At 64.4% G+C, this 20,293-nt stretch carries 21 protein-coding genes; 7 read left to right on the top strand and 14 right to left on the bottom strand.

The window, feature by feature from the left end:
• Nucleotides 1-52: 52 nt before the first annotated feature.
• The 11 genes from JYG36_RS24495 to cbiE all read right to left on the bottom strand — a co-directional run bounded on the left by JYG36_RS24495 (nt 53) and on the right by cbiE (nt 8,778).
• Nucleotides 53-2,119, bottom strand: coding sequence for a TonB-dependent copper receptor (locus JYG36_RS24495; protein WP_213602581.1), 2,067 nt, complete (start codon nt 2,117-2,119; stop codon nt 53-55).
• Nucleotides 2,120-2,197: 78 nt separating this feature from the next.
• Nucleotides 2,198-2,626, bottom strand: a complete 429-nt coding sequence (locus JYG36_RS24490) for a DUF2946 domain-containing protein (RefSeq protein ID WP_093376587.1) — start codon at nt 2,624-2,626, stop codon at nt 2,198-2,200.
• 19 nt (nt 2,627-2,645) lie between these two features.
• Nucleotides 2,646-3,119 (bottom strand): copper chaperone PCu(A)C, encoded by a 474-nt coding sequence (locus tag JYG36_RS24485; RefSeq protein WP_045196966.1) that lies wholly within the window; start codon nt 3,117-3,119, stop codon nt 2,646-2,648.
• A gap of 47 nt (nt 3,120-3,166) precedes the next feature.
• Nucleotides 3,167-3,559: a DUF2946 domain-containing protein gene (locus JYG36_RS24480; RefSeq protein ID WP_045196971.1), complete on the bottom strand. Its 393-nt coding sequence runs from the start codon at nt 3,557-3,559 to the stop codon at nt 3,167-3,169.
• A gap of 96 nt (nt 3,560-3,655) precedes the next feature.
• On the bottom strand, nt 3,656-4,513 hold the full coding sequence (locus JYG36_RS24475) for an SPFH domain-containing protein (RefSeq protein ID WP_045196972.1): 858 nt from the start codon (nt 4,511-4,513) through the stop codon (nt 3,656-3,658).
• Nucleotides 4,514-4,536: 23 nt separating this feature from the next.
• Nucleotides 4,537-4,974 (bottom strand): NfeD family protein, encoded by a 438-nt coding sequence (locus tag JYG36_RS24470; protein WP_045196974.1) that lies wholly within the window; start codon nt 4,972-4,974, stop codon nt 4,537-4,539.
• 59 nt (nt 4,975-5,033) lie between these two features.
• Nucleotides 5,034-5,444 carry a type II toxin-antitoxin system tRNA(fMet)-specific endonuclease VapC gene (vapC, locus tag JYG36_RS24465; RefSeq protein ID WP_213602580.1) on the bottom strand — a complete coding sequence of 137 codons (411 nt, stop codon included), beginning with the start codon at nt 5,442-5,444 and terminating at the stop codon, nt 5,034-5,036.
• Entirely contained in the window at nt 5,444-5,674 is a 231-nt protein-coding gene (vapB, locus tag JYG36_RS24460; RefSeq protein ID WP_093387177.1) for a type II toxin-antitoxin system VapB family antitoxin, read from the bottom strand. The genes vapC and vapB overlap by 1 nt, the downstream gene beginning before the upstream one ends.
• 92 nt (nt 5,675-5,766) lie before the next feature.
• On the bottom strand, nt 5,767-6,480 hold the full coding sequence (locus JYG36_RS24455) for a cobalt-precorrin-6A reductase (RefSeq protein WP_213602578.1): 714 nt from the start codon (nt 6,478-6,480) through the stop codon (nt 5,767-5,769).
• The gene (locus tag JYG36_RS24450) at nt 6,477-7,574 is read right to left on the bottom strand and encodes a cobalt-precorrin-5B (C(1))-methyltransferase (RefSeq protein WP_213602575.1); all 1,098 of its coding nucleotides are present in this window, start codon (nt 7,572-7,574) and stop codon (nt 6,477-6,479) included. The genes JYG36_RS24455 and JYG36_RS24450 overlap by 4 nt, the downstream gene beginning before the upstream one ends.
• On the bottom strand, nt 7,567-8,778 hold the full coding sequence (gene cbiE / locus JYG36_RS24445) for a precorrin-6y C5,15-methyltransferase (decarboxylating) subunit CbiE (protein WP_195885584.1): 1,212 nt from the start codon (nt 8,776-8,778) through the stop codon (nt 7,567-7,569). Before cbiE ends, JYG36_RS24450 begins: the two co-directional genes overlap by 8 nt.
• Before the next feature lie 116 nt (nt 8,779-8,894).
• Between cbiE and cobG the strand changes: the two genes are divergently transcribed.
• The 7 genes from cobG (at nt 8,895) to JYG36_RS24410 (ending at nt 15,426) form a co-directional block, all read left to right on the top strand.
• The gene (cobG, locus tag JYG36_RS24440; protein WP_283817167.1) at nt 8,895-10,229 is read left to right on the top strand and encodes a precorrin-3B synthase; all 1,335 of its coding nucleotides are present in this window, start codon (nt 8,895-8,897) and stop codon (nt 10,227-10,229) included.
• On the top strand, nt 10,222-10,848 hold the full coding sequence (locus tag JYG36_RS24435; RefSeq protein ID WP_123565000.1) for a precorrin-8X methylmutase: 627 nt from the start codon (nt 10,222-10,224) through the stop codon (nt 10,846-10,848). Before cobG ends, JYG36_RS24435 begins: the two co-directional genes overlap by 8 nt.
• Nucleotides 10,848-11,579, top strand: coding sequence for a precorrin-2 C(20)-methyltransferase (locus tag JYG36_RS24430; protein ID WP_213604495.1), 732 nt, complete (start codon nt 10,848-10,850; stop codon nt 11,577-11,579). Before JYG36_RS24435 ends, JYG36_RS24430 begins: the two co-directional genes overlap by 1 nt.
• A complete protein-coding gene (cobJ, locus tag JYG36_RS24425) occupies nt 11,579-13,279 on the top strand; it encodes a precorrin-3B C(17)-methyltransferase (protein WP_213602573.1) in 1,701 nt (566 codons plus the stop codon). Before JYG36_RS24430 ends, cobJ begins: the two co-directional genes overlap by 1 nt.
• Nucleotides 13,280-13,382: 103 nt before the next feature.
• Nucleotides 13,383-14,072, top strand: a complete 690-nt coding sequence (locus JYG36_RS24420; protein ID WP_213602571.1) for a hypothetical protein — start codon at nt 13,383-13,385, stop codon at nt 14,070-14,072.
• Nucleotides 14,073-14,126: 54 nt separating this feature from the next.
• Entirely contained in the window at nt 14,127-14,810 is a 684-nt protein-coding gene (locus JYG36_RS24415) for a hypothetical protein (RefSeq protein WP_213602569.1), read from the top strand.
• Nucleotides 14,803-15,426, top strand: coding sequence for a hypothetical protein (locus JYG36_RS24410; protein ID WP_093376545.1), 624 nt, complete (start codon nt 14,803-14,805; stop codon nt 15,424-15,426). Before JYG36_RS24415 ends, JYG36_RS24410 begins: the two co-directional genes overlap by 8 nt.
• Here JYG36_RS24410 and tspR read toward each other — a convergent pair.
• The 3 genes from tspR to purD form a co-directional block, all read right to left on the bottom strand.
• Complete coding sequence (tspR, locus tag JYG36_RS24405; RefSeq protein ID WP_093376541.1) at nt 15,423-16,019, bottom strand: type III secretion system genes modulator TspR; 597 nt, start codon at nt 16,017-16,019, stop codon at nt 15,423-15,425. The two genes, JYG36_RS24410 and tspR, sit on opposite strands and share 4 nt — an antisense overlap.
• A gap of 45 nt (nt 16,020-16,064) precedes the next feature.
• On the bottom strand, nt 16,065-18,836 hold the full coding sequence (locus JYG36_RS24400; RefSeq protein WP_045196995.1) for a hybrid sensor histidine kinase/response regulator: 2,772 nt from the start codon (nt 18,834-18,836) through the stop codon (nt 16,065-16,067).
• Between the two features lie 135 nt (nt 18,837-18,971).
• Complete coding sequence (purD, locus tag JYG36_RS24395) at nt 18,972-20,267, bottom strand: phosphoribosylamine--glycine ligase (RefSeq protein ID WP_213602567.1); 1,296 nt, start codon at nt 20,265-20,267, stop codon at nt 18,972-18,974.
• Nucleotides 20,268-20,293 lie beyond the last annotated feature (26 nt).

Genomic DNA, 20,293 nt, shown 5'->3' with positions numbered 1-20,293 from the left:
CGCTCCCGTGTTGCCTGGGTAAGGCGCGATCAACGATCGCGCCCGGGTTGGATCAGAAACTCAGGTCGACCTTGGTCCAGAACGTACGCCCCGGCTCGTTGATCGGCTGCGGGTCGGTGGCCGGGTAGCCGAAGCCGGCGTTGCCCGCAAGGTTCAGGTGCTCGGCGTAGGCTTTGTCGAACAGGTTGTCGACCCCGGCGCTGAGCTTGAGGTTGTTGCTGACCTTGTAGGCGCCGTTCAGCGAGAACACGCCGAAACCGCCGCTCTTCTCGTAGTCCTTGCCTACCACGTTGCCGGAGTTTTCGGCGATGCGGTTCTGCGCCGCCACCAGGCGCCACAAGGCCCCGGCGCTCCACACATCACGGCTGTAGGTCAGGCCCAGGCGGCTTTCAAGCGGTGGCATCTGCGGCAGTGCCTTGCCGTCGCTGCTGTTCTTGCCCCAAGCGTAGGCCAGGGTAGCGTCGGCTTTCCAGTTGCTGGTCAATTTGTACGCCGCGCCCAGTTCGCCGCCCATGATCCGCGCGTCGATGTTCTGCGCCTGGGAGCTTGGCATGCCCATCATCCCCGGCCGGTAGTCGAAGAGGATGTAGTCGCGGATCTGCCCGACATAGCCCGAGGCCCAGGCGTCGACGGTGTCGGTCTGGTACTGGATGCCGAAGTCGAGCTGGGTGGTTTTCTCCGGCTTGATACTGTCGAAGGCATTGACCGAACCTGCCGGGCCGGACTTGGGCGAGAACAGCTCCCAGTAGTCGGGGAAGCGCTGGGCGTGGCCGAGGCCGAGGTAAGTGGTGGCGGGGATATCCACCAGGTCATGCTCGTAGCGGATAAAGCCGCTGGGCAGGGTATCGGCGCGGGTGTCGCCACCGGTGGCGCTAGTGGCGCGGTAATCCTTGGCCGAGGCGCGGTCCAGGCGCGCACCGGTGATCAGCCGTTCCTGTTCGGCGGCGTACCAGGTCAGCTCGCCGAACACCCCGTAGTTGTGGAAGTCGGCGTCCTTGGTCCAGGCCATGTGCTTGTGCACATCGACGCCCATGCCGCTGCGCTGGCGGTGTTCGTTGGTTTGCGCGTCGATGCCGCTGATCAGTTGCAGGTCATCCCAGCGCCAGGTGCCCTTGACGCGCCCGCCAAGGGTGCGGCGGTCGACGTTGCTGACCATCGGCATGCCCATCATGCCCATGCCCGAGGGCGTGCGCAGGCTGTAGTTGTCCATCACGTGGTCGGCGTAGTTGTAGTAGACCTGGGCTTCGAGCTTGTCGAAGACTTCGCCGATGTTGGACTTCTCCAAGCGCAGGCCAAGGCTTTCGCGCTTGAACTGCGAGCCGTCCATGCCGCGCCCGGCATAACGCGCTTCACCGTCGCCCTTGCCGGCGGTCAGTTCCACCAGGGTGTCGGCGTCCGGGGTCCAGCCCAGGGCGACGTCACCGTTCCACTTGTCCCAGCGCGACGGCACGGTGTCGCCATTGCCGTCCTCATAGTCGTCCGAGCGCGACTGGTTGCCGACGAAGCGCGCATAGCCGTAGCGATTGCCGGCGGCGGCATCCAGAACCTTGTCGAAGCGGCCGTTGGAACCGCCCAGCAGGCTGGCGTTGACGCGGCTGCCCAGCTCGCCGAATTTTTCCGGCTCGCGGTCGAAAAGGATGGTCCCGGCCGATGCGCCCGGGCCCCAGATCACGCTTTGCGGGCCCTTGATCACGGTCAGGCGGTCGTAGGTCTCCGGCGAGATGTACGAGGTCGGGGCGTCCATGCGGTTGGGGCAGGCGCCAAGCATTACGCCGCCGTTGGTGAGGATGTTCAGGCGCGAGCCGAACATGCCGCGCAGCACCGGGTCACCATTGGTGCCGCCGGCGCGGATGGCCGAGAAGCCGGGGATGGTTTTCAGGTAGTCGGCGCCATCGCTGGCCGGCACCGGCTGGCGTGGGTCCTTGGGGTTGGTGACGATAGTCAGCGGCGAGCTCGGGGCCACGGCGGTGATCACCGTCGGGCTCAGCTCGGCCTGGTCATGGACATGTGCGTCTTCGGCCTGGCTTGCGGCCAGGGCCAGAGGGCTGAGCAGGGTGCCGTAGATCACGGCGATGGTCCCTTGCAGGGACAGACGAAAAACAGCGGTGCAGCCGGACATAATGATTCCAACATCGATCAGTCATAAGGGTGCGCGCAGTCGACGGCTGATGCCGGACTTCGGGCGCAGGGAGTGAACTCAGACGACGATGAAGGGTGGCGGCGCGCGGCTGCGGGCGCCGGGGAATACCGTCTGCCGGGCATGGCCCTGGCGCGGGTAGACGATCAGCCGGTTGCTGGCGGGTACGGCTTCGGTGTTGAGCAGGCTCAGGGCCTGGGGCAGCGCCGGGCAATGGAAGAACAGGCTGCAGTAACCGCACTTCTCCCAGATCACCTTCAGCGCCGGGCTGCCGCCGTGATGGTTGTCGGCATGGCAATCGGCGGCGCTGTCCATGGCCATGCTCATGTTCATGCCTGGCGGCATGGCACGGTGATCCATCGGCATCGACTGGGAAACCAGTGGGCCGATAAAGATCATCAACATGGCAAACAGGCTCAGCCAGCTGCCGCGAAGCGTCCTGGAACCAGGACGTGCGGGGCGGGTGAACCTGCTGCGGGCGCTAGTCACGCCGGGCAGCCTTCAGCGATCAGTGATTGTGAGCGGCTGCCTCGTCGGGTGCCTGTTTTTGCACCGCGACCTCGACGGTGATGTCACCGGCGTGCTTGAAATGCAGGGTCAGCGGGAAGCGCTTGCCGTCAGCCAGCAGGCTGCGGTCCTTGGGCTGCATCAGCATCACATGGTAGGCGCCGGGGGCGAATTTCAGCTCGCCGCCTGCAGGCACTTCGACGCTCATTACCTGCTGCATTTTCATCAGGCCATCTTTGTGCACATGCTCGTGCAGCTGGGCATCGTCGCTGATCGGGCTGTCGACGCCGGTCAGGGTGTCGGCGCTCTTGCCGTTGTTATGCACGACAAAATAGGCGGCAACGTTGGGCGCGTTCGGCGGCAACTCCTGCGACCACGGGTGAGCGATATGCAGCTCGCCGACGGTGTATTCATGGGCAGTGGCAAAGGTCGCCGGCAGCATCAGCGCGGCCAGCAGCAGGGCGTTCTTGAACATGGTGATTCTCCAGTCGATTCAGGTTCGCAACAGGTAGCGTAGTGAACTCAGACCAGAGGGGAGGCGCGGGGGTTGAGGGCCGGCCACTGTTGGCGTGGCGTGGGTTGATAGGCGGTGAGCAGCGGTTCGAGCCCGATCGACAGGGCCAGCGGTTTGCTCAGTTGCGGCGCATGCCCGGGAAGCGCCAGCAACGGCGCGGCGCCCGAGCAGCACCAGCAGTGCTGCATGTTCGAATGGTCATCGCCTTGCTGGCCGAGGTCGATCTTGCCCAGGGCCATGATTGCCGGATTGGCCTTGGCCCCGACGCTCGAACAGAAGGCCCCCCACAGCAGTTGTTCGGCCGGGCCCTTGGGGGCTGCGGACGCCAACGGCATGGCCAGCAGATTGAACAGCACTGCGAAGCAGGCAATCCAGGCGATGGCGGGCCGATATGGGGACATGGAAAGATCCGGTCAGGAATCAGAGGTGGCTATTGTAGCGCCCAGTATAGGAAAAATTACCGGGGGTGCGGTGAAGTGCCGCACTCCCGGTTCGCATCAGGCCTGTTTGTTGCGGCCCATCAGGCCGCGCACGGTTTCCTGCAGGTCGGCCGGCAGCACCACCACCTTGGCGTTGTCGCTGCTGGCAAGGCTTTCCATGGCGCCGATGTATCGCTCGCCGAGCAGGTACATGGCCGGGGTGATTTCGGTGCCGACCGCGTCCCGAACCAGGGTGATGGAACGCGCCGAGGCTTCGGCGAGGTTGATCTGCGCCTCGGCGTCGAGCTTGGCCGCCTGCTGGCGCGCTTCGGCTTCGAGAATGGCGGCCTGCTTGGCGCCCTCGGCGCGGGTGACGTCGGCTTTGCGCTCACGCTCGGCGGCGGCCTGGCGCTCCATGGCCGCCTGCATGTTCTGCGACGGCTTGATGTCCTGGATCTCTACCGAGCGCACGGTCACGCCCCAGTCTTCGGTCTGCTCGGACATCGCTTCGCGCAGGCGCGCCTTGATCTGCTCGCGGCTCGACAGCGCTTCGTCGAGGTCCATGGCGCCAACGATGGCGCGCAGCGAGGTCATGGTCAGGCTGGTGACCGCGAAGCTGAAGTCCTGCACGCCGTAGGCGGCTTTTTGCGGGTCGACGACCTTGGCGAAACACAGCGCGTTGGCGACGATCACCGCGTTGTCGCGGGTGATGATTTCCTGCTGCTGCACGTCGAGGATGATGTCCTTGGTCGGCAGGCGATAGGCGACCACGTCCATGTACGGGATCAGCAGGTTCAGGCCCGGCTTGAGGGTGCTGTGGTAGCGGCCCAGGCGCTCGACGATCCACTCCTCGCCCTGGGGCACGATGCGCACGCCCTTGAACAGGGTGATGAGGGCGAATGCGGCGATGGTGCCGACGACGATAAGGCTGGTCATGAGTCAATGCTTCCTTTTACTGATCAGGCCCGGGCAACCCGGGCGGTATTGCCTTCGATGGCAGTGAGGCGCACGCGCTCGCCGGCCGGGATCTCGGCATCGGCGACGCACACCCATTCTTCATTGCCGAGAATCGGCTTTTGAAAGCGCACGCGGCCCTTGTGAAATTCGGAAACCGTGGCAGTGAGCAGGCCGACTTCGCCGATCACGCTATCGGCAGTCCAGCGGGTGTCCGGCTGCTTCCTGCGAAACACCTTGAACCACAGCAGCGTGGTGATCGACGAGAACACCACCCACAGCAGCACCTGCATATCGAGCTGCAGGCTCGGCGCCAGGAAGGCAATGAACGAAACCAGCACGGCACCAATGCCGAACCAGAGGATGAAGAAGGTTGGCAGGACCAGTTCGAGCACTACGAGGCCGAAACCGAATACCAGCCAGATCCACCATTGCATTTCCATATGGGTGAGGTCTTCCGGGGGGAGGAGGGGGTAGTTTAAGGCACTCAGAGGGCGATGGGCTATTGAGCGGGGTTGAGCCAGTCTTCCACGCGCAGCCCAGGAACACGCTGGAATTCGCGGATGTTGTTGGTTACCAGTAGCAACCCCAATGAACGCGCATGTCCGGCAATCATCTGGTCATAGGGGCCAATCGGTGTTCCGGCTCGGGCCAACTCTGCACGCAACTGACCGCTGTGAGCCGCAGCACGGTCATCGTAACTGAGGACCTCCAGGCGTGCGGCGAATCCTTCGACTACGGCAAGATTGCGTTCAGGTGCAGCGGATTTTTCAGCGCCATACATCAATTCCATCAGCGTCACTGTGCTGATGCACAGTTGGCCGTAATGGCGATTGAATGCTTCACGTACGACCAGAGGCTTGTTCTTGAGGGTGAAGATGCAGATGTTGGTATCGAGCATGTACTTGAGCATCAGAACCCCTCACGCTCCTGATCGGTGTCTTGCTCACGTTCGGCCATGAAGTCCGGGCTGACATCCTGACCTTCGAACCAGCTGTCCCAGGCTTCACCGGAGGGAGAAATAATTCGGGTTCGCCCCACTGCGACTATATCCACGCGTTTGACATCCTCTGGCAGGGCTACGGACTTGGGCAGGCGCACAGCTTGGCTGCGGTTGCTCTTGAAGACGGCACCTTGCTCCATGATCCACCTCGTTGTATATGCCAAATGTATATCCAAGTTTAAAAGAGCGCCGACATCTGTCAACGGGATATGCCTTTGCCCTTGGAAAATACTCACTGAAGTGCTTGCAGCAGTGCTTGAACCGTCGAGAAACTGCGAGTGGCGGGAGGGAGGTCAGGCCTGCGAAGCACCAGTACCGGTAGGCTGCGCTCACGTGCCACTTGCAATTTAGGCTCGGTCGCCCCGCTGCCGCTGTTCTTGCTGATCAGCACATCGATCTGCCGACGCTCGAACAGCGCTCGTTCGTCTTCCAGGTGGAACGGCCCGCGGGCGCCGATCACTTCGCAGCGTGCATTGCCGGGGCAGGCTTCGAGGGCGCGCAAGGTCCAGAATTGATGGGCGGGAATTTCGTGCAGATGCTGCAACGGCTCACGGCCGAGGGTGAACAGCGGGCGCTGGAACGGGCGCAGGGCGTCGATCAGTTCGGCCCAGTCGCTCACCTCGCGCCAGTCATCGCCGGCCTGGGCTTGCCAGGCCGGGCGGCGCAACGCCCAGCACGGCACACCGGTGAGTTGCGCGGCGTGGGCGGCGTTGGCGCTGATGCGGGCGGCATAGGGGTGGGTGGCGTCGATCAGCAGGTCGATGCGTTCTGCGCGCAGGTAAGCGGCCAGGCCCTCGGCGCCGCCAAACCCGCCGACCCGTACCTGACAGTCCAGGTCAGTAGGCACCCGGCCGATCCCGGCCAGGCTGTAGACGTGCTGTGGGCCCAGGGTGCGGGCAATGGCCAGCGCCTCGGTGACGCCGCCGAGCAACAGGATGCGCGTCATGCAAAGCCCCCCGCATGGCCTACGATGCCGCCCTGACGATCAATGGCGAACACTTCCACCTGCACCTGCGCCGGCACCACGCTACGGGCAAAGGCCAGGGCGTGGGCGCAGACCGCATCGCCCAGGGCAACGCCGGCGGCACTGGCCAGGGCCAGGGCCTGCTGGCTGGTGTTGGCCTGGCGAATAGCGTCTTGCAACGCCGGGTCGGCACCAATGGCTGCAGCCCAGTCGGCCAGTTGCGGCAGGTCGATGCTCGAATGGCGGCTGTGCAGGTCCATGTGCCCGGCGGCCAGCTTGCTGATCTTGCCGAAGCCGCCGCACAGGCTGAGTTTATCCACAGGCACCTTGCGCAGGTGCTTGAGCACCGCGCCGACAAAGTCGCCCATTTCGATCAGGGCGATTTCTGGCAGGTTGTAGACCCGGCGCATGGTGTCTTCGCTGGCATTGCCGGTGCAGGCGGCGATGTGCTGGTAGCCGTTGGTCTTGGCCACGTCGATGCCCTGGTGGATCGAGGCGATATAGGCCGAGCAGGAGAACGGCCGGACAATGCCGCTGGTGCCGAGGATCGACAGGCCGCCAAGAATGCCCAGACGCGGGTTCATGGTCTTCAGCGCCAGGCTTTCGCCGTCCTGCACGTTTACCGTGACCTCGAAGCCGCCGCTGTAGGCGAATTCGGCGGCCAGGCGCAGCAGGTGCTCGGTCATCATCCTGCGTGGTACCGGGTTGATCGCCGGTTCACCCACGCCGAGCACCAGGCCTGGGCGGGTCACCGTGCCGACGCCGTGGCCGGCAACAAAGCGCACACCGGGTTCGGCCTGCAGGCGCACGCGGCTGTAGAGCAGGGCGCCGTGGGTCACGTCCGGGTCATCGCCGGCATCCTTGAGGGTGCCGGCTTCGGCGCCGTCCTCGTGCAGGCGACAAAACTCCAGGCGCATCTGCACCACCTTGCCCTTGGGCAAGGTGATCTGCACCGCATCGTTGCTCTGGCCGCCCAGCAGCAGCCGCGCCGCCGCCAGGCTAGTGGCGGTGGCGCAACTGCCAGTGGTCAGGCCGCTGCGCAGTGGCGCGGGTTGTTCGCGGGTTTCGTCACGCATCGGCAGGCTTGACCGCGTCTAGCAGGGTGATCGGCAGGGCCTGGCGCCAGGTGTCGAACTCGCCCAGGGGTTGCGCCTGGGCGATATGGATGCGGGTCAGCTCGCCGCCATGCTGCTCGCGCCAGTTGACCAGCGCCAGTTCACTTTGCAGGGTCACGGCATTGGCCACCAGGCGGCCACCCGGGCGCAGTTGCTGCCAGCAGTGTTGCAGCACGCCTTCGCGGGTCACGCCGCCACCGATGAAGATCGCATCCGGGCGTTCCAGGCCCTGCAGGGCCATCGGCGCACGACCTCGAATCAACTGCAGGCCAGGCACGCCAAGGGCATCGCGGTTGTGTTCGATCAGTTGCTGGCGGCCCTCGTCGGACTCGATCGCCAACGCCCGGCAACTGGGGTGGGCGCGCATCCACTCGATACCGATCGAGCCGCTGCCGGCGCCGACATCCCAGAGCAGTTCGCCCGGCTGCGGGGCCAGGCGCGCCAGAGTGATGGCGCGCACATCGCGCTTGGTCAGCTGGCCGTCGTGTCTGAAGGCGCTGTCTGGCAGACCGGCAAGCGGCGACAGGCGCGGTGCATCGGGCGTGGCCAGGCATTCGATGGCGACCAGGTTCAAGTCGGCAACTTGCGGGTGCGGCCAGTGCGCGGCAGTGCCCTCGAGGCGCCGCTCGGCGCTGCCGCCCAGGTGCTCGAAGACCTGCAGGCGGCTCAGCGCGAAACCGCGTTCGCGCAGCAGGGCGGCGATCGCGGCCGGGCTGCTGCCATCGTTGCTCAGCACCAGCAGGCGCACGCCGCTGTACAGGTGGGCGTTGAGCGCAGCGATCGGCCGCGCCACCAGCGAGAGCGTCAGCACCTCCTGCAGTGGCCAACCCAGGCGGGCGGCGGCCAGGGCGCAGGAAGAGGGCATCGGCAACACGTTCATTTCGCTGACGTCGAGCTGGCGCGCAAGGCTTGCGCCTACGCCATAGAACATCGGGTCGCCGCTGGCCAGCACGCACACCGGCTCGCCGCGCAGGGCCAGTACCGGCGCCAGGGAAAACGGGCTGGGCCACAGCAGGCGTTCGCCGCTGATGCAGTGCGGCAGCAGGTCCAGCTGGCGCTGGCCGCCAAACACCCGTGAAGCGCCCAGCAGCGCGCGCCGGGCCTGCTTGCCCAGGCCACTGAAGCCGTCTTCACCGATACCTACTATTGTCAGCCAGGGCGACATGGATTTCCTCAATTCAACGCAATCCGACCGGCAGGCTTTTCATGCCTTCGGACAAAGCAGGCATAATACCGCGCCTTCTACACTGAAGTGCCTTTTCACGATTGCCGGGTGACCTTTTGAACCAGCCTGTATCGGCCCACCAGCCCCAAGCTTCGCTGCGTCCCTCGGCCTGTCCGGGGTTGTGGCGCATCGTCCAGGCGCTGGACGGCGGCATCTGCCGGATCAAGCTGGCCGGCGGGGCGCTGACGGCGGCTCAGGCCGAGGCCGTGGCCGCTGCGGCCGAGCGTTATGCCGGTGGTGAAATCGAAGTCACCAACCGTGGCAACCTGCAGATTCGCGGCATCGGCGGCGACCACGCCGGGCTGATCGAAGGGCTGCTGGCCGCAGGCCTGGGCCCGCGCGAGGCCGCCGGCGACGATGTGCGCAACCTGATGCTCAGCCCCGTCGCCGGCCTTGATCGGCAGATGCTGTTCGATACCCGGCCTTTGGCGCAGCAGGTGCTGCAGTCGCTGGAAACCACCCCGCGTTTTCATCAGCTCTCGGCCAAGTTCGCCGTGCAGCTGGATGGCGGCGAGGCCCTGGCGATGCTTGAACACCCCCATGACCTGTGGCTCAGCCCGCTGAAGCTTGACGACGAACTGTGGCTGGCATTCGGCCTTGCCGGTTGCCCGGCCGCGGATGCGCCGTTGGGTGCTGTACCCCTGACACGCGGGCACGAACTGGTACTGGCGGTACTCAAGCGCTTTCTCGATCTGGCCCGGCCAGAGCAGACGCGGATGCGCCAGTTGCTCAGCGAACATACGCCCGAGGCGTTTATCGCCGGGCTGGTTTTGCCGGTGCGGGCGGATGCGGCGGTTTGCCAGTGGCGTCGCTCGCCGGTAACGGCGGGCTATCTGGGGATTTATCCACAGCTGCAACACGGCCTGAGCGCCGTCGGTTCGGCAGCGCCCCTGGGGCGTCTGAACCCTTCGATGCTGCGCGCTGCGGCCCGGCTGGCACGGGAGCAGGGCGACGGCACCTTGCGCATGACCCCTTGGCAGGGCGTGCTGCTGCCCAACATTGGCCACCATCATGCCGGGCAAGTGGTCGACGGCCTGGCCCGATTGGGGCTGCTGGTCTCGACCCATGATCGACTGGCGCGCCTGGTCGCCTGCACCGGTTGCGCCGGCTGCGCCAAAGGCCAGGCCGAAACCAAGGGCGATGCGCGCCTGCTGGCCACCATGCTGGCACCCGGAGCACCGGCCAGCGTGCACTTGAGCGGCTGCCTGCGCTCGTGCGCCATGGCCCACGTGGCGCCCGCCACCTTGCTGGCGCAAAGCCCCGGCCACTACGACTTGTACCTGCGTGACGCAACCGAGCCGGGCTTCGGCCGCCTGCGCGCACGCAACCTCACACTAAAAGAAGCCGGCGCACTGCTAGACGCCTGCTCACGGAGCACCCTTGATGATTGATTACATCCGCGATGGTCAGGAGATCTATCGCAATTCCTTCGCGATCATTCGAGAGGAAGCCCGGCTCGATCGCATCCCGGCCGATCTGGAAAAGCTTGCGGTCCGCGTGATACACGCCTGCGGCATGGTCGATGCAATCGATGGCCTGCAGTTCTCCCCGGGTGCCGGCAAGGCCGGGCGTGATGCCCTGGCCGCCGGCGCGCCGATCCTCTGCGATGCGCGGATGGTGTCCGAGGGTATTACCCGTGCACGCCTGCCAGCCAACAACCCGGTGATCTGCACCCTGCGCGACGAGCAGGTGCCGGAACTTGCCCGAGAATTGGGCAACACCCGCTCGGCGGTGGCCCTGGAGCTGTGGCGGCCGCACCTGGAAGGCAGCGTGGTAGTTATCGGCAACGCGCCGACTGCGCTGTTCTACCTGCTGGAAATGCTCGACGCTGGCGCGCCTAAACCGGCGTTGATTCTCGGCTTCCCGGTGGGCTTTGTTGGCGCCGCCGAGTCCAAGGCGATGCTCGCTGCCGACAGCCGTGGCGTGCCGTTCGTGATCATGCAAGGGCGCCTGGGCGGCAGCGCCATGGCCGCCGCCGCGGTCAATGCCCTGGCCACGGAGGTCGAATGATGCAGGCTCGTGGACGTTTGCTGGGCCTGGGCGTTGGCCCCGGCGATCCAGAACTGATTACCGTCAAGGCGCTGCGTTTGCTGCGCGAGTCGCCGGTGGTGGCCTACTTTGTCGCCAAGGGCAAGCGCGGCAACGCCTTCGGCATCATCGAAAGCCATCTGCAGGAAGCCCAGACCTTGCTGCCGCTGGTGTACCCGGTGACCACCGAGGTGCTGCCGGCGCCGTTGTCTTATGAACAGGTCATCAGCGACTTTTACGATGCCGCCAGCCTTGAGGTTGCCGCGCACCTGGATGCCGGCCGCGATGTGGCGGTGATCTGCGAAGGCGATCCGTTCTTCTACGGCTCCTACATGTACCTGCACGACCGCCTCGCCGAGCGCTACGATGCGCAAGTGATCCCGGGGGTCTGCTCGATGCTCGGCGGCGCCTCGGTGCTCGGTGCGCCGCTGGTGTATCGCAACCAGAGCCTGTCGGTACTCTCCGGCGTGCTGGCGTATGACGAACTCAAGCGCCGCCTGGCCGATGCCGATGCCGCGGTGATCATGAAACTTGGGCGTAACTTCCCCAAGGTTCGCGATGTGCTGGCCGAGCTCGGCCTGGCCGAGCGTGCCCTGTATGTGGAGCGGGCAACCATGGCCAACCAGAAGATCGTCGCCCTGGACCAGGTCGATCCGCAGTCCTCGCCGTACTTCTCGCTGATCATCGTGCCCGGTGAAAGGTGGCAAGGTTGATGACCCGTAAAGCCCCGGCCATTGTCATCCTTGGCAACGGCAGCCTGGCCACTGCCCGCAAGATCCAGCAGTTGTACCCGGACGCATTGATCCATGGCCTTGAGGGCCGGGTCGAAGGCGCCGACCGCAGTTACCAGGAATTCGGCGCCACCGTGCGCCAGCTCTATCAGCAAGACACGCCGATCATCGCCCTGTGCGCTGCCGGTATCGTCATCCGCACCCTGGCCGGCCTGTTGCTGGAGAAGGGCGCCGAGCCGCCGGTGCTGGCGGTGGCCGAGGATGGCAGCGCTGTGGTGCCGCTGCTCGGCGGGCTCGGCGGGGTCAATCGCATGGCCCGGGAAATCGGCGCCGGCCTGGGTGTGGCGGCGGCGATCACCACCAGTGGCGAGCTACGTTTCGGTACCTGCCTGCTCAACCCGCCCAGCGGTTATGCCCTGGCCGACCTTGAGCTGGGCAAGCGTTTCGTCTCCGACCTGCTGGCCGGCGAAAGCGTGCGTATCGACGGCGCTGCGCCCTGGCTTGAACAGGCGCAGCTGCCGCAAAGCGAGCAGGCGCACCTGGCGATTCATGTTGGTTGTGATGCCCGTGCAGCCTCGGCCAATGAGCTGGTGATCTACCCGCGTTGTGTCATGGTCGCGGTCAGCGAAGTGCTGCCGGAACTGGCCCAGGCCATTCGCGATGCCCTGCAGGCGGCGCGGATTGCCGAGCCGGCGCTGGCTTGCCTGCTGGCCGCAGAGCCGCACATGGCCAACCCGGCCCTGCACGCGGCTGCTGCCGAGCTGGGCGTGGACTTGCGCTTTGCCCCGGGTGCCGGCGATGCCAGTGCCCTGGCGGCTCAGGTAATGCCGCAATTGCTGCCACCGCAGCCAGTGACTGACGGCCTGGCCATCGTGGTCTCGAACCAGCCGATCGACCCGCAGCAGATCGGTCGCGCCCGCGGTCGCCTGGCGGTGATCGGTCTCGGCCCTGGCGCTGCCGACTTGATGGTGCCTGCGGTCAAGGCCGAGCTTGCTCGAGCCAACGATGTGCTCGGCTATGAAACCTATGTGCGCATGGCCGGGCCGTTCCGTGCCGATCAGGTGCTGCATTGCACCGACAACCGCGAAGAGATGCAGCGTGCCCGGCATGCCTTCGAGCTGGCGGCGCAAGGGCGTTCGGTAGTGGTGGTGTCTTCGGGCGACCCTGGTGTGTTCGCCATGGCCGCGGCGGTGCTCGAAGCGCTGCACGAGTCGAACGATCCGGATTGGCACGCAGTGGAGCTGGAAATGCTGCCCGGCGTTTCCGCTTCCCTGGCAACTGCAGCGCAGGCCGGCGCTCCCTTGGGCCACGACTTCTGCGTGCTGTCGCTGTCGGACAACCTCAAGCCCTGGTCGATCATCGAGAAGCGCCTGGACCTGGCCTGCCAGGCCGACCTGGCGCTGGCCTTCTACAACCCGATCTCGCGCTCGCGGCCGTGGCAGCTCGGGCGGGCCCTGGAAATTGTCCGCCAGCATCGAGCCGAGCTGACTCCTGTAGTCCTTGGCCGCGACATCGGTAGGCCGGGTCAGACACTGAGGGTGGTCAGTCTCGGTGAGCTGCAAACGGACATGGTCGATATGCGCACCATGGTGCTGGTCGGATCCTCGACGACCTGCGAGTTTGCCCGCGCAGACGGTGGTCAGTGGGTCTATACCCCGCGTTGGTATCCACCGCAGCATTGATGCTGCCGTGGAAGGCTTTCGATCCTGATTGAAGCGGCCGTCTCGAATAGCGTGAAGCCCCCCGTCGATAGCGACCGGGGCTTCATGAAAAGGACTATTCGAGATGAACGACACCGCCGAAATTCTGAGCACCAATACCGCTGCAGTTCTGGAACAATCGCTGATGGCGTTTGGTGCCGGCATGTCCGTGCAAAGCCGCACCGACGTGAAAAACTCTTACCAGTTCGCATCGCTGGTGGCCAGCAAGCTGTATGACCAGGAAGGCCAGGGTGAAGCCTGGTTCAAGCAGTTTCTTAAAGTTCTGCAGGACTGTGGCTGGGTCACCGCACGTCGTAGCTATGAGCGCGAATTTACTTCCTCCAAGACGTTGACTGTCGGTGCCGTCGCCTCCAAGGCGCTGGGCGCGATAGGCACTGCGGTGATGGGCGGCCCCGTCGGTGTGGCGCTGAACAAGCTGACTGGCGATGCGCTGGCAAAGCTGGGGCAGGTCGAGCAGGCGCAGAAGCTGTTTGATCGCAACGTCAAAAACAAAAAAACCGCCACCATCGGTCTGGCCTCCTGTATCGAAACCTCTGAGGGTGAAGTGGTCCTGGCCATGAGCTGCCTACATTCGGACACCTCTGCCAAGGACCTGGATGTCTTCGTTCTGGAATGGAACAGCAGCTCTGCCGAGTTCTACACCGGCTCTGCAGCACTGTCGTTCAACAAGTCAGTGTATGAGGGCGTACGCGCCACCATTGAAGGGAGACTCGGCGAGCGCAGCATCAATAACGTACTGGACTACGAGATCTGATTGTTCGGGATGGCTCGTCAGGCGGGCCATCCTGCCTTTGCAGGAGCAAAGACCATGGAAACGGATGACTATTCGGTATGCACGGCGGGCGGCACCTTGCTGTTGATTGCCCCGCAAGTGGCGCCTGCCCAGCGCCAGGCGGTGTTCGACTCGCTGCTGTATTCGCAGTTACGGGCCAACAAGCTGGCCGGGTCGCGCTTCGAGCACTATCAAGCCTGGTTTGGAAGTTACCGAAAGGAACTCTCGGCGCGGGGGTGGATCATCACCCAGTTCTACCACGATACGCAGTCTGCAAGCGCCGGCTCGTTGCTGGCGCCCATTCAGCCGTTGCGCCTGTGGCTGGACAGCCAGTACGAGACGGCGGACGGCATCATTGAAGCGGCCTTGGGCAGGCTCAACGGCACGCAGAGCAGCCTGGATGAATTTCGCGACTTCACTTTCGAGGGGCGCGAGTGTGGCACGCGTATTGCCCTTGAGATTGGCCTGGTTCATCCAGGGCCTGTCATCAGCCTGTGCAGCATCGCCTTGCATGCGTCGGAGCCGGTAGAGCAGGTCAGTATCGAGGGGCCGTTGCTTGCCAAGGGGTTTCAGGGGGAGGTGTTGGTCAAAGGGCTGGTGGCGCATCTGGATGGTCAGCAGTACGAGCCGCAGCGTGTTCAGTTGCGAGCTTTGATCGAGCGTAAGCAACAAGAGCATCCTTCGTTGACCAGGAATCTGCCAGGAGGCATCCATGAGTGAACAACAGGTAGCCGTAGTGGGCGCAAGCCTGATGTCGTTCATGCCCGGCCTGTCGCCGGGGCAGCGCAGCTCGGTACAGCTGGCAATACTGCAGGCCGAGCAGGAAACGCGCTTTGTCCACGAGCAGGGCCAGGTTCAGGACTGGTTCAGCTATTACAAGAACAAACTGAAGTTCTACGGCTGGGACGCGGTGCCGCCTAGCGAGGTCCATTGGCCGGGCAACGAGCGCTCGGATGTTGTCGATAGCGCGCTAAAGGCCATCTCGGCCGTCGCCGGCAGCCAGTATGCAAGTTCGACGGAATTGGCCATGCGGGGGCTCAAGCAGGACGCCAGGGCCTTGGTACAGTTTGAGCGGCGTACGCGTGAGCAGGGCGTGTTTCAGTTGTTGCCGTGTGCGCCGGGCCGAAATGGCTCGGTGGATATGGTGCTGTATTACGAAGAGCTTGAGCAATCGCAAATCACCGCCGGCTTTCTGTTTCGTAAACGCCGGCACCAGCAGGTCAGGGCCGAGCTGGTGCGCTTTAACACCCGTCTGTTCGATCAACAGTTCAGAAGCAAGGTGGAGCGGAGCCTGGCGACTATCGCCCTGCGGGAAATTCTTGAACTGGAGCTTTAGGGCACCAGGTAACCCTTGATTCCGGTAAAGATGATCTGCGCCGCCAGGGCGCAGACAAACAACCCCATCAAACGGCTGACAATCTGCAGGCCCTGGTCGCCGAGAATCCGCTCGATACGGTTCGACAGGTACAACACCAGGCCGACGGTGAAGCTGGCCATGGCAATACTGACGATGGCCAGCAGCTTGTCGTCCCAGTGCGGCTGGCCAATCCCCATTACCAGCAGTGCACCGATGGTGCCAGGGCCGACGGTCAGGGGGATGGTCAGCGGCACGATGGTTACATCCTGCTGCACGTTGTCGGTCTGCACCGCCGACTTGCCCTGGGCCATGCCCAGCGCGGAAATGAACAGCACGCTGCCGGCACCGATGCGAAATGCATCCACGGTGATGCCGAATATGCCGAAGATCACCCTGCCGAACAGGTATAGCAATACGCTGGCGATCAGCACGGCGATTGCCACGCGCCAGGCCAGTTGCTTGCGCTCCTTGCTGGAGTAGCCGCGGGTCAGGCTGATAAAGCACGAGAGCACGAAGAACGGGCTGTAGAGCACGAGCATTTTCAGGTAGACGCTGAACAACTCATGGAGCATGGTCGAGGCTCGCGGCAAGGGTGATGTGGAGCAAGTGTATGCGAATTACGGGGTTGGAATCTGACTTGATTCGGCTTCGCGATGCGCCACCCAATGCTCGATCAGCTCGCGCAACTGCGACAGTTCCACCGGTTTGGACATGTGCCCGTCCATGCCGGCCAGGCGTGCGCGTTCCTTGTGCTCGGCGAGGATGTGCGCGGTCAGGGCTACCACCGGTGTGCGCCGGCGCTGGTTGCTGACTTCCCAGATGCGCAGTTGCTGGGTGGCCGAGAAGCCATCGAGCACTGGCATTTCGCAGTCCATCAACACCAGGTCGTAATGGTTGGCCTTCATCGCCTGCAGGGCTTCCTCGCCATTGCTGGCGGTGTCCGGCTCCAGGCTCAACTTGCCGAGCATGCCACGGATCACCTTGGTCGAGATGTTGTTGTCCTCGGCCACCAGGATGCGGAAATCGCTGGGCAGGTTCAGTGGCGCCGACAGCCCGGTCTGCACCGGGATACTCGGCTGGCCCTTGCTGCGCTGGGACAGCTCTTCGGCCAGGGTGGTCTTGAGGGTGTAGCCGGCCACCGGCTTGGCAAGGATGCGCTTGACCCCGGCATTGCGGGCGATGACCTTGCTTGGCGCGTTGCTGATACCGGTGAGCATCACCAGCAGGATGTCGTGGTTCAGGCTCGGGTCTTCCTTGATCTTCGCCGCCAGTTGCATGCCGGTCATGCCCGGCATGTTCTGATCGAGCAGCACCGCATCGAAGTAATCGCGCAGGTGCGCCTTGGTGCGCAACAGGGCCAGGGCTTCCTTGCCCGACGGCACGGCGCTGACGTTCATGCCCCAGGCGCTGCACTGCTGGACCAGGACCTTGCGGCAGGTGTCGTTGTCGTCCACCACCAGCACCCGGGCGCCGCGCAGCGGGCCGTCGAGGTCGGTGGGTGGCTGTTCGAGGCGGTGCGGGTCGAGCGGCAGGGTCATCCACAGGGTGTTGCCCATGTTGTGGCTGGTCTTGATGCCGAACTCGCCCTGCATCAGAGTGATCAGTTGCTTGGCGATGACCAGCCCCAGGTGGCCGCCGAGCTTGTTGCTGGAGAGGAAGTGCTTGCTGTGCAGCTCTGCCTGCAGCAGCGCTTCGCGCTCGCCCGGCGGGATCGGTTCGCCGCTGTCCTGCACGGCAATGCGCAGGCGCGGGCTGTCGCCGCGCTGGTCGAGGGCGACCACCAGCAGGATCTCGCCCTGGTCGGTTTTCTTCAGGGCGTTTTCCAAAAGGCTCAGCAAGGCCTGGCGCAGACGCGTCGGGTCGCCACTGATGACCCGCGGTACCTGCGGCTGGGTGAAGCTGATCAGTTCGATGTTCTGCTGCTCGGCCTTGGCCCGGAAGATACTCAGGCAATCCTCGATCAGGGCATTGAGGTCGAACTGCACGTCATCCAGCTCGATCTGCCCGGATTCGAGCTTGGAGATGTCGAGAATCTCGTTGATCAGGGTCAGCAGCTCGTTGCCGGCGCTGTGGATGGTCTGCACGTAGTCGCGTTGCTTGACCGACAGCGGGGTGCCGAGCAGCAGCTCGGTCATGCCCAGCACGCCGTTCATGGGCGTGCGGATCTCATGGCTGATCTTGGCCAGGAACTCGGCCTTGGCGTTGATCTCGGCGTTGCTGGCGGCCAGTTCGCGGCTGGCGCTGAAGCGCTCTTCGCTGATGCGCCGCAAGCGCTCGCTGACGGCCAGGTTGAGCAGCAGGCCGCTGAAACTGGTGAGCCCGAGGAGAATGAACAGCAGCCATTGGGTCGGCGTGCGGGTCAGGCCGAGCAGGGCCGGCAACACCACCAGGCAACCGATGTTGAACGCCAGCATGGCCAGGGCGAACAGCCGCGCCGGGGCATACCCCTTGTACCAGTGGTAGCTGGCCACCAGCAGCATGCTCAGGCTACCGACGGCCATCAGCGCATAGGTCATCAGGTTCAGCGGCAAGGTATCGACGAACAACAGCAACAGGCCGCACAGCGCGATCAGCAGCATCTCGCCCTGCAGCAGGCGGCTCAGGCGCGGTTGCTCGCAAGGCGTGAAGAAGCGCAGGGTAAAGGTCAGGCCGGCCAGCGATGCCAGCAGGGCAGTAAGGTAGGCCGCCGGTGTTTGTGCCGAATGCCAGAGGCTCCACCAGGGGCCGCTGAGGTTGAGCAGAATCAGTGCGCTGAGCAGCATCAGCGCGTGGTAGACCGCCAGGGCCAGGCTGGTACTGGAGCGTGAGTAAGCGAAGCGGATCAGGTTGTGCAGCATCAGCATCAGCAGGCAGCCGAACAACAGGCCGAAGAACAGCGGCTGGCGCTGGTCGGCGGCGGCCTGGGCGGCAGGCTCGAGGCTGATGGCCGGACGCAGCTGGTGTTCCGACACCAGGCGCAGGTACACATCCAGCGGTTGCGTGCTGTTGGGCAGGGCCAGGACATGGTCGCTGCTGCGCAGGTAAGGGTCGCCGCTGTCGCTCTGGCGACCGTTGTGGATCTGCTTGATCAGCCGGTCGCCTTGCAGGGCGTAGAGGTCCAGCCGTGACAGGTCGGGGGCGAACACCCGCAGCAGTTTTTCCTGCTGTCCGGGTTCCAGCCGATAGTGCAGCCACAACGCCTGGTCGGGCGTGGCAGCGTTGAGTTCGTTGAGTTCGAGGGGACTGAACTGGTTGCGGTAGCGTTCGGAACGTACATCGCTCAATTGCAGGCTGGCCTGGTCGTCAAGCAATACCGCCCAACCACTGCCCTGTTCGGCCACGGCCGGGAACAGGCAGAGCAGGGTCAGCAAGCTGACGGTGAGACCAATGGCAATCCTGAGCCAACGCAAGACGAAATCCCTTCTTAGCCAAATGCCGGATGGTAACTATGCGCGGCGCGCCAAGCCGAAGGCAAGGCCCATGGCGGGCCCTGTCGACGAGCCGGGGGCAGGGCGCTCGTCGCGCCGCTGCCACCAGGCACCGGTTTACTCCTGGTGTTCACCGCGTTCGCGGGCAATGGCACGGTAGCCGATGTCCTTGCGGTAGAAGCTGCCATCCCAGTTGATCTCGGCTGCCAGGCGGTAGGCTTGTTGCTGGGCCGACTCGACGCTGCTGCCCATGGCGGTGGCGCACAGTACGCGGCCGCCAGTGGCAACTACCTGGCCGTCCTTGAGCGCGGTACCGGCGTGGAACACCTTGCCTTCAATCTGCGCTGCAGCATCCAGGCCGTGGATGACCGCGCCTTTGCTGTAGTCGCCAGGGTAGCCGCCAGCAGCCAGCACCACGCCCAGGCTCGGACGCGGATCCCACTGCGCTTCGACCTTGTCCAGGGCCTTGGCGAAAGCGGCTTCGATCAGCAGCACCAGGCTCGACTCCAGGCGCAGCATGACCGGCTGGGTTTCCGGGTCGCCGAAGCGGCAGTTGAACTCGATGACTTTCGGGTTACCGGCTTTATCGATCATCAGGCCGGCATAGAGGAAGCCGGTGTAGACGTTGCCTTCCTCGGCCATGCCGCGCACGGTCGGCCAGATCACCTGGTCCATGACGCGCTGGTGCACGTCGGCGGTGACCACTGGCGCTGGCGAGTAGGCGCCCATGCCGCCGGTGTTGGGGCCGGTGTCGCCGTCGCCGACGCGCTTGTGGTCCTGGCTGGTAGCCATTGGCAGCACGTTGTGGCCGTCGACCATGACGATGAAGCTGGCTTCCTCGCCGTCGAGGAACTCTTCGATCACCACGCGCGAACCTGCGTCACCAAAGGCGTTGCCGGCGAGCATGTCGCGTACGGCGTCTTCGGCCTCGCCCAGGGTCATGGCGACGATCACGCCTTTACCGGCGGCCAGGCCGTCGGCCTTGATCACGATCGGTGCGCCTTTTTCCCGCAGGTAGGCCAGGGCCGGCTCGATCTCGGTGAAGTTCTGGTAGTCGGCAGTCGGGATCTTGTGGCGCGCCAGGAAGTCCTTGGTGAAGGCCTTGGAACCTTCCAGCTGGGCCGCGCCCTTGGTTGGACCAAAGCAGTCCAGGCCGCGGCTGCGGAACAGGTCGACGACACCGGCAACCAGCGGGCCCTCAGGGCCGACGATGGTCAGGGCGACATTTTTTTCGGCGAAATCGGCCAGTTGCTCCAAAGCGCTGACGTCGATGTCGACGTTCTCGCACTTGGCTTCAGTGGCGGTGCCAGCGTTGCCCGGGGCAACGAAGACTTTTTCGACCCGTGGGTCCTGAGCGACTTTCCAGGCCAGGGCGTGTTCACGACCGCCGCTACCGATAATCAAAACGTTCATGTCAAAACCTCTATGAAGCTAATTCG

Source organism: Pseudomonas sp. SORT22 (assembly GCF_018417635.1).
GTDB lineage: Bacteria > Pseudomonadota > Gammaproteobacteria > Pseudomonadales > Pseudomonadaceae > Aquipseudomonas.
This window is presented reverse-complemented; position numbering and strand designations above follow the sequence as displayed.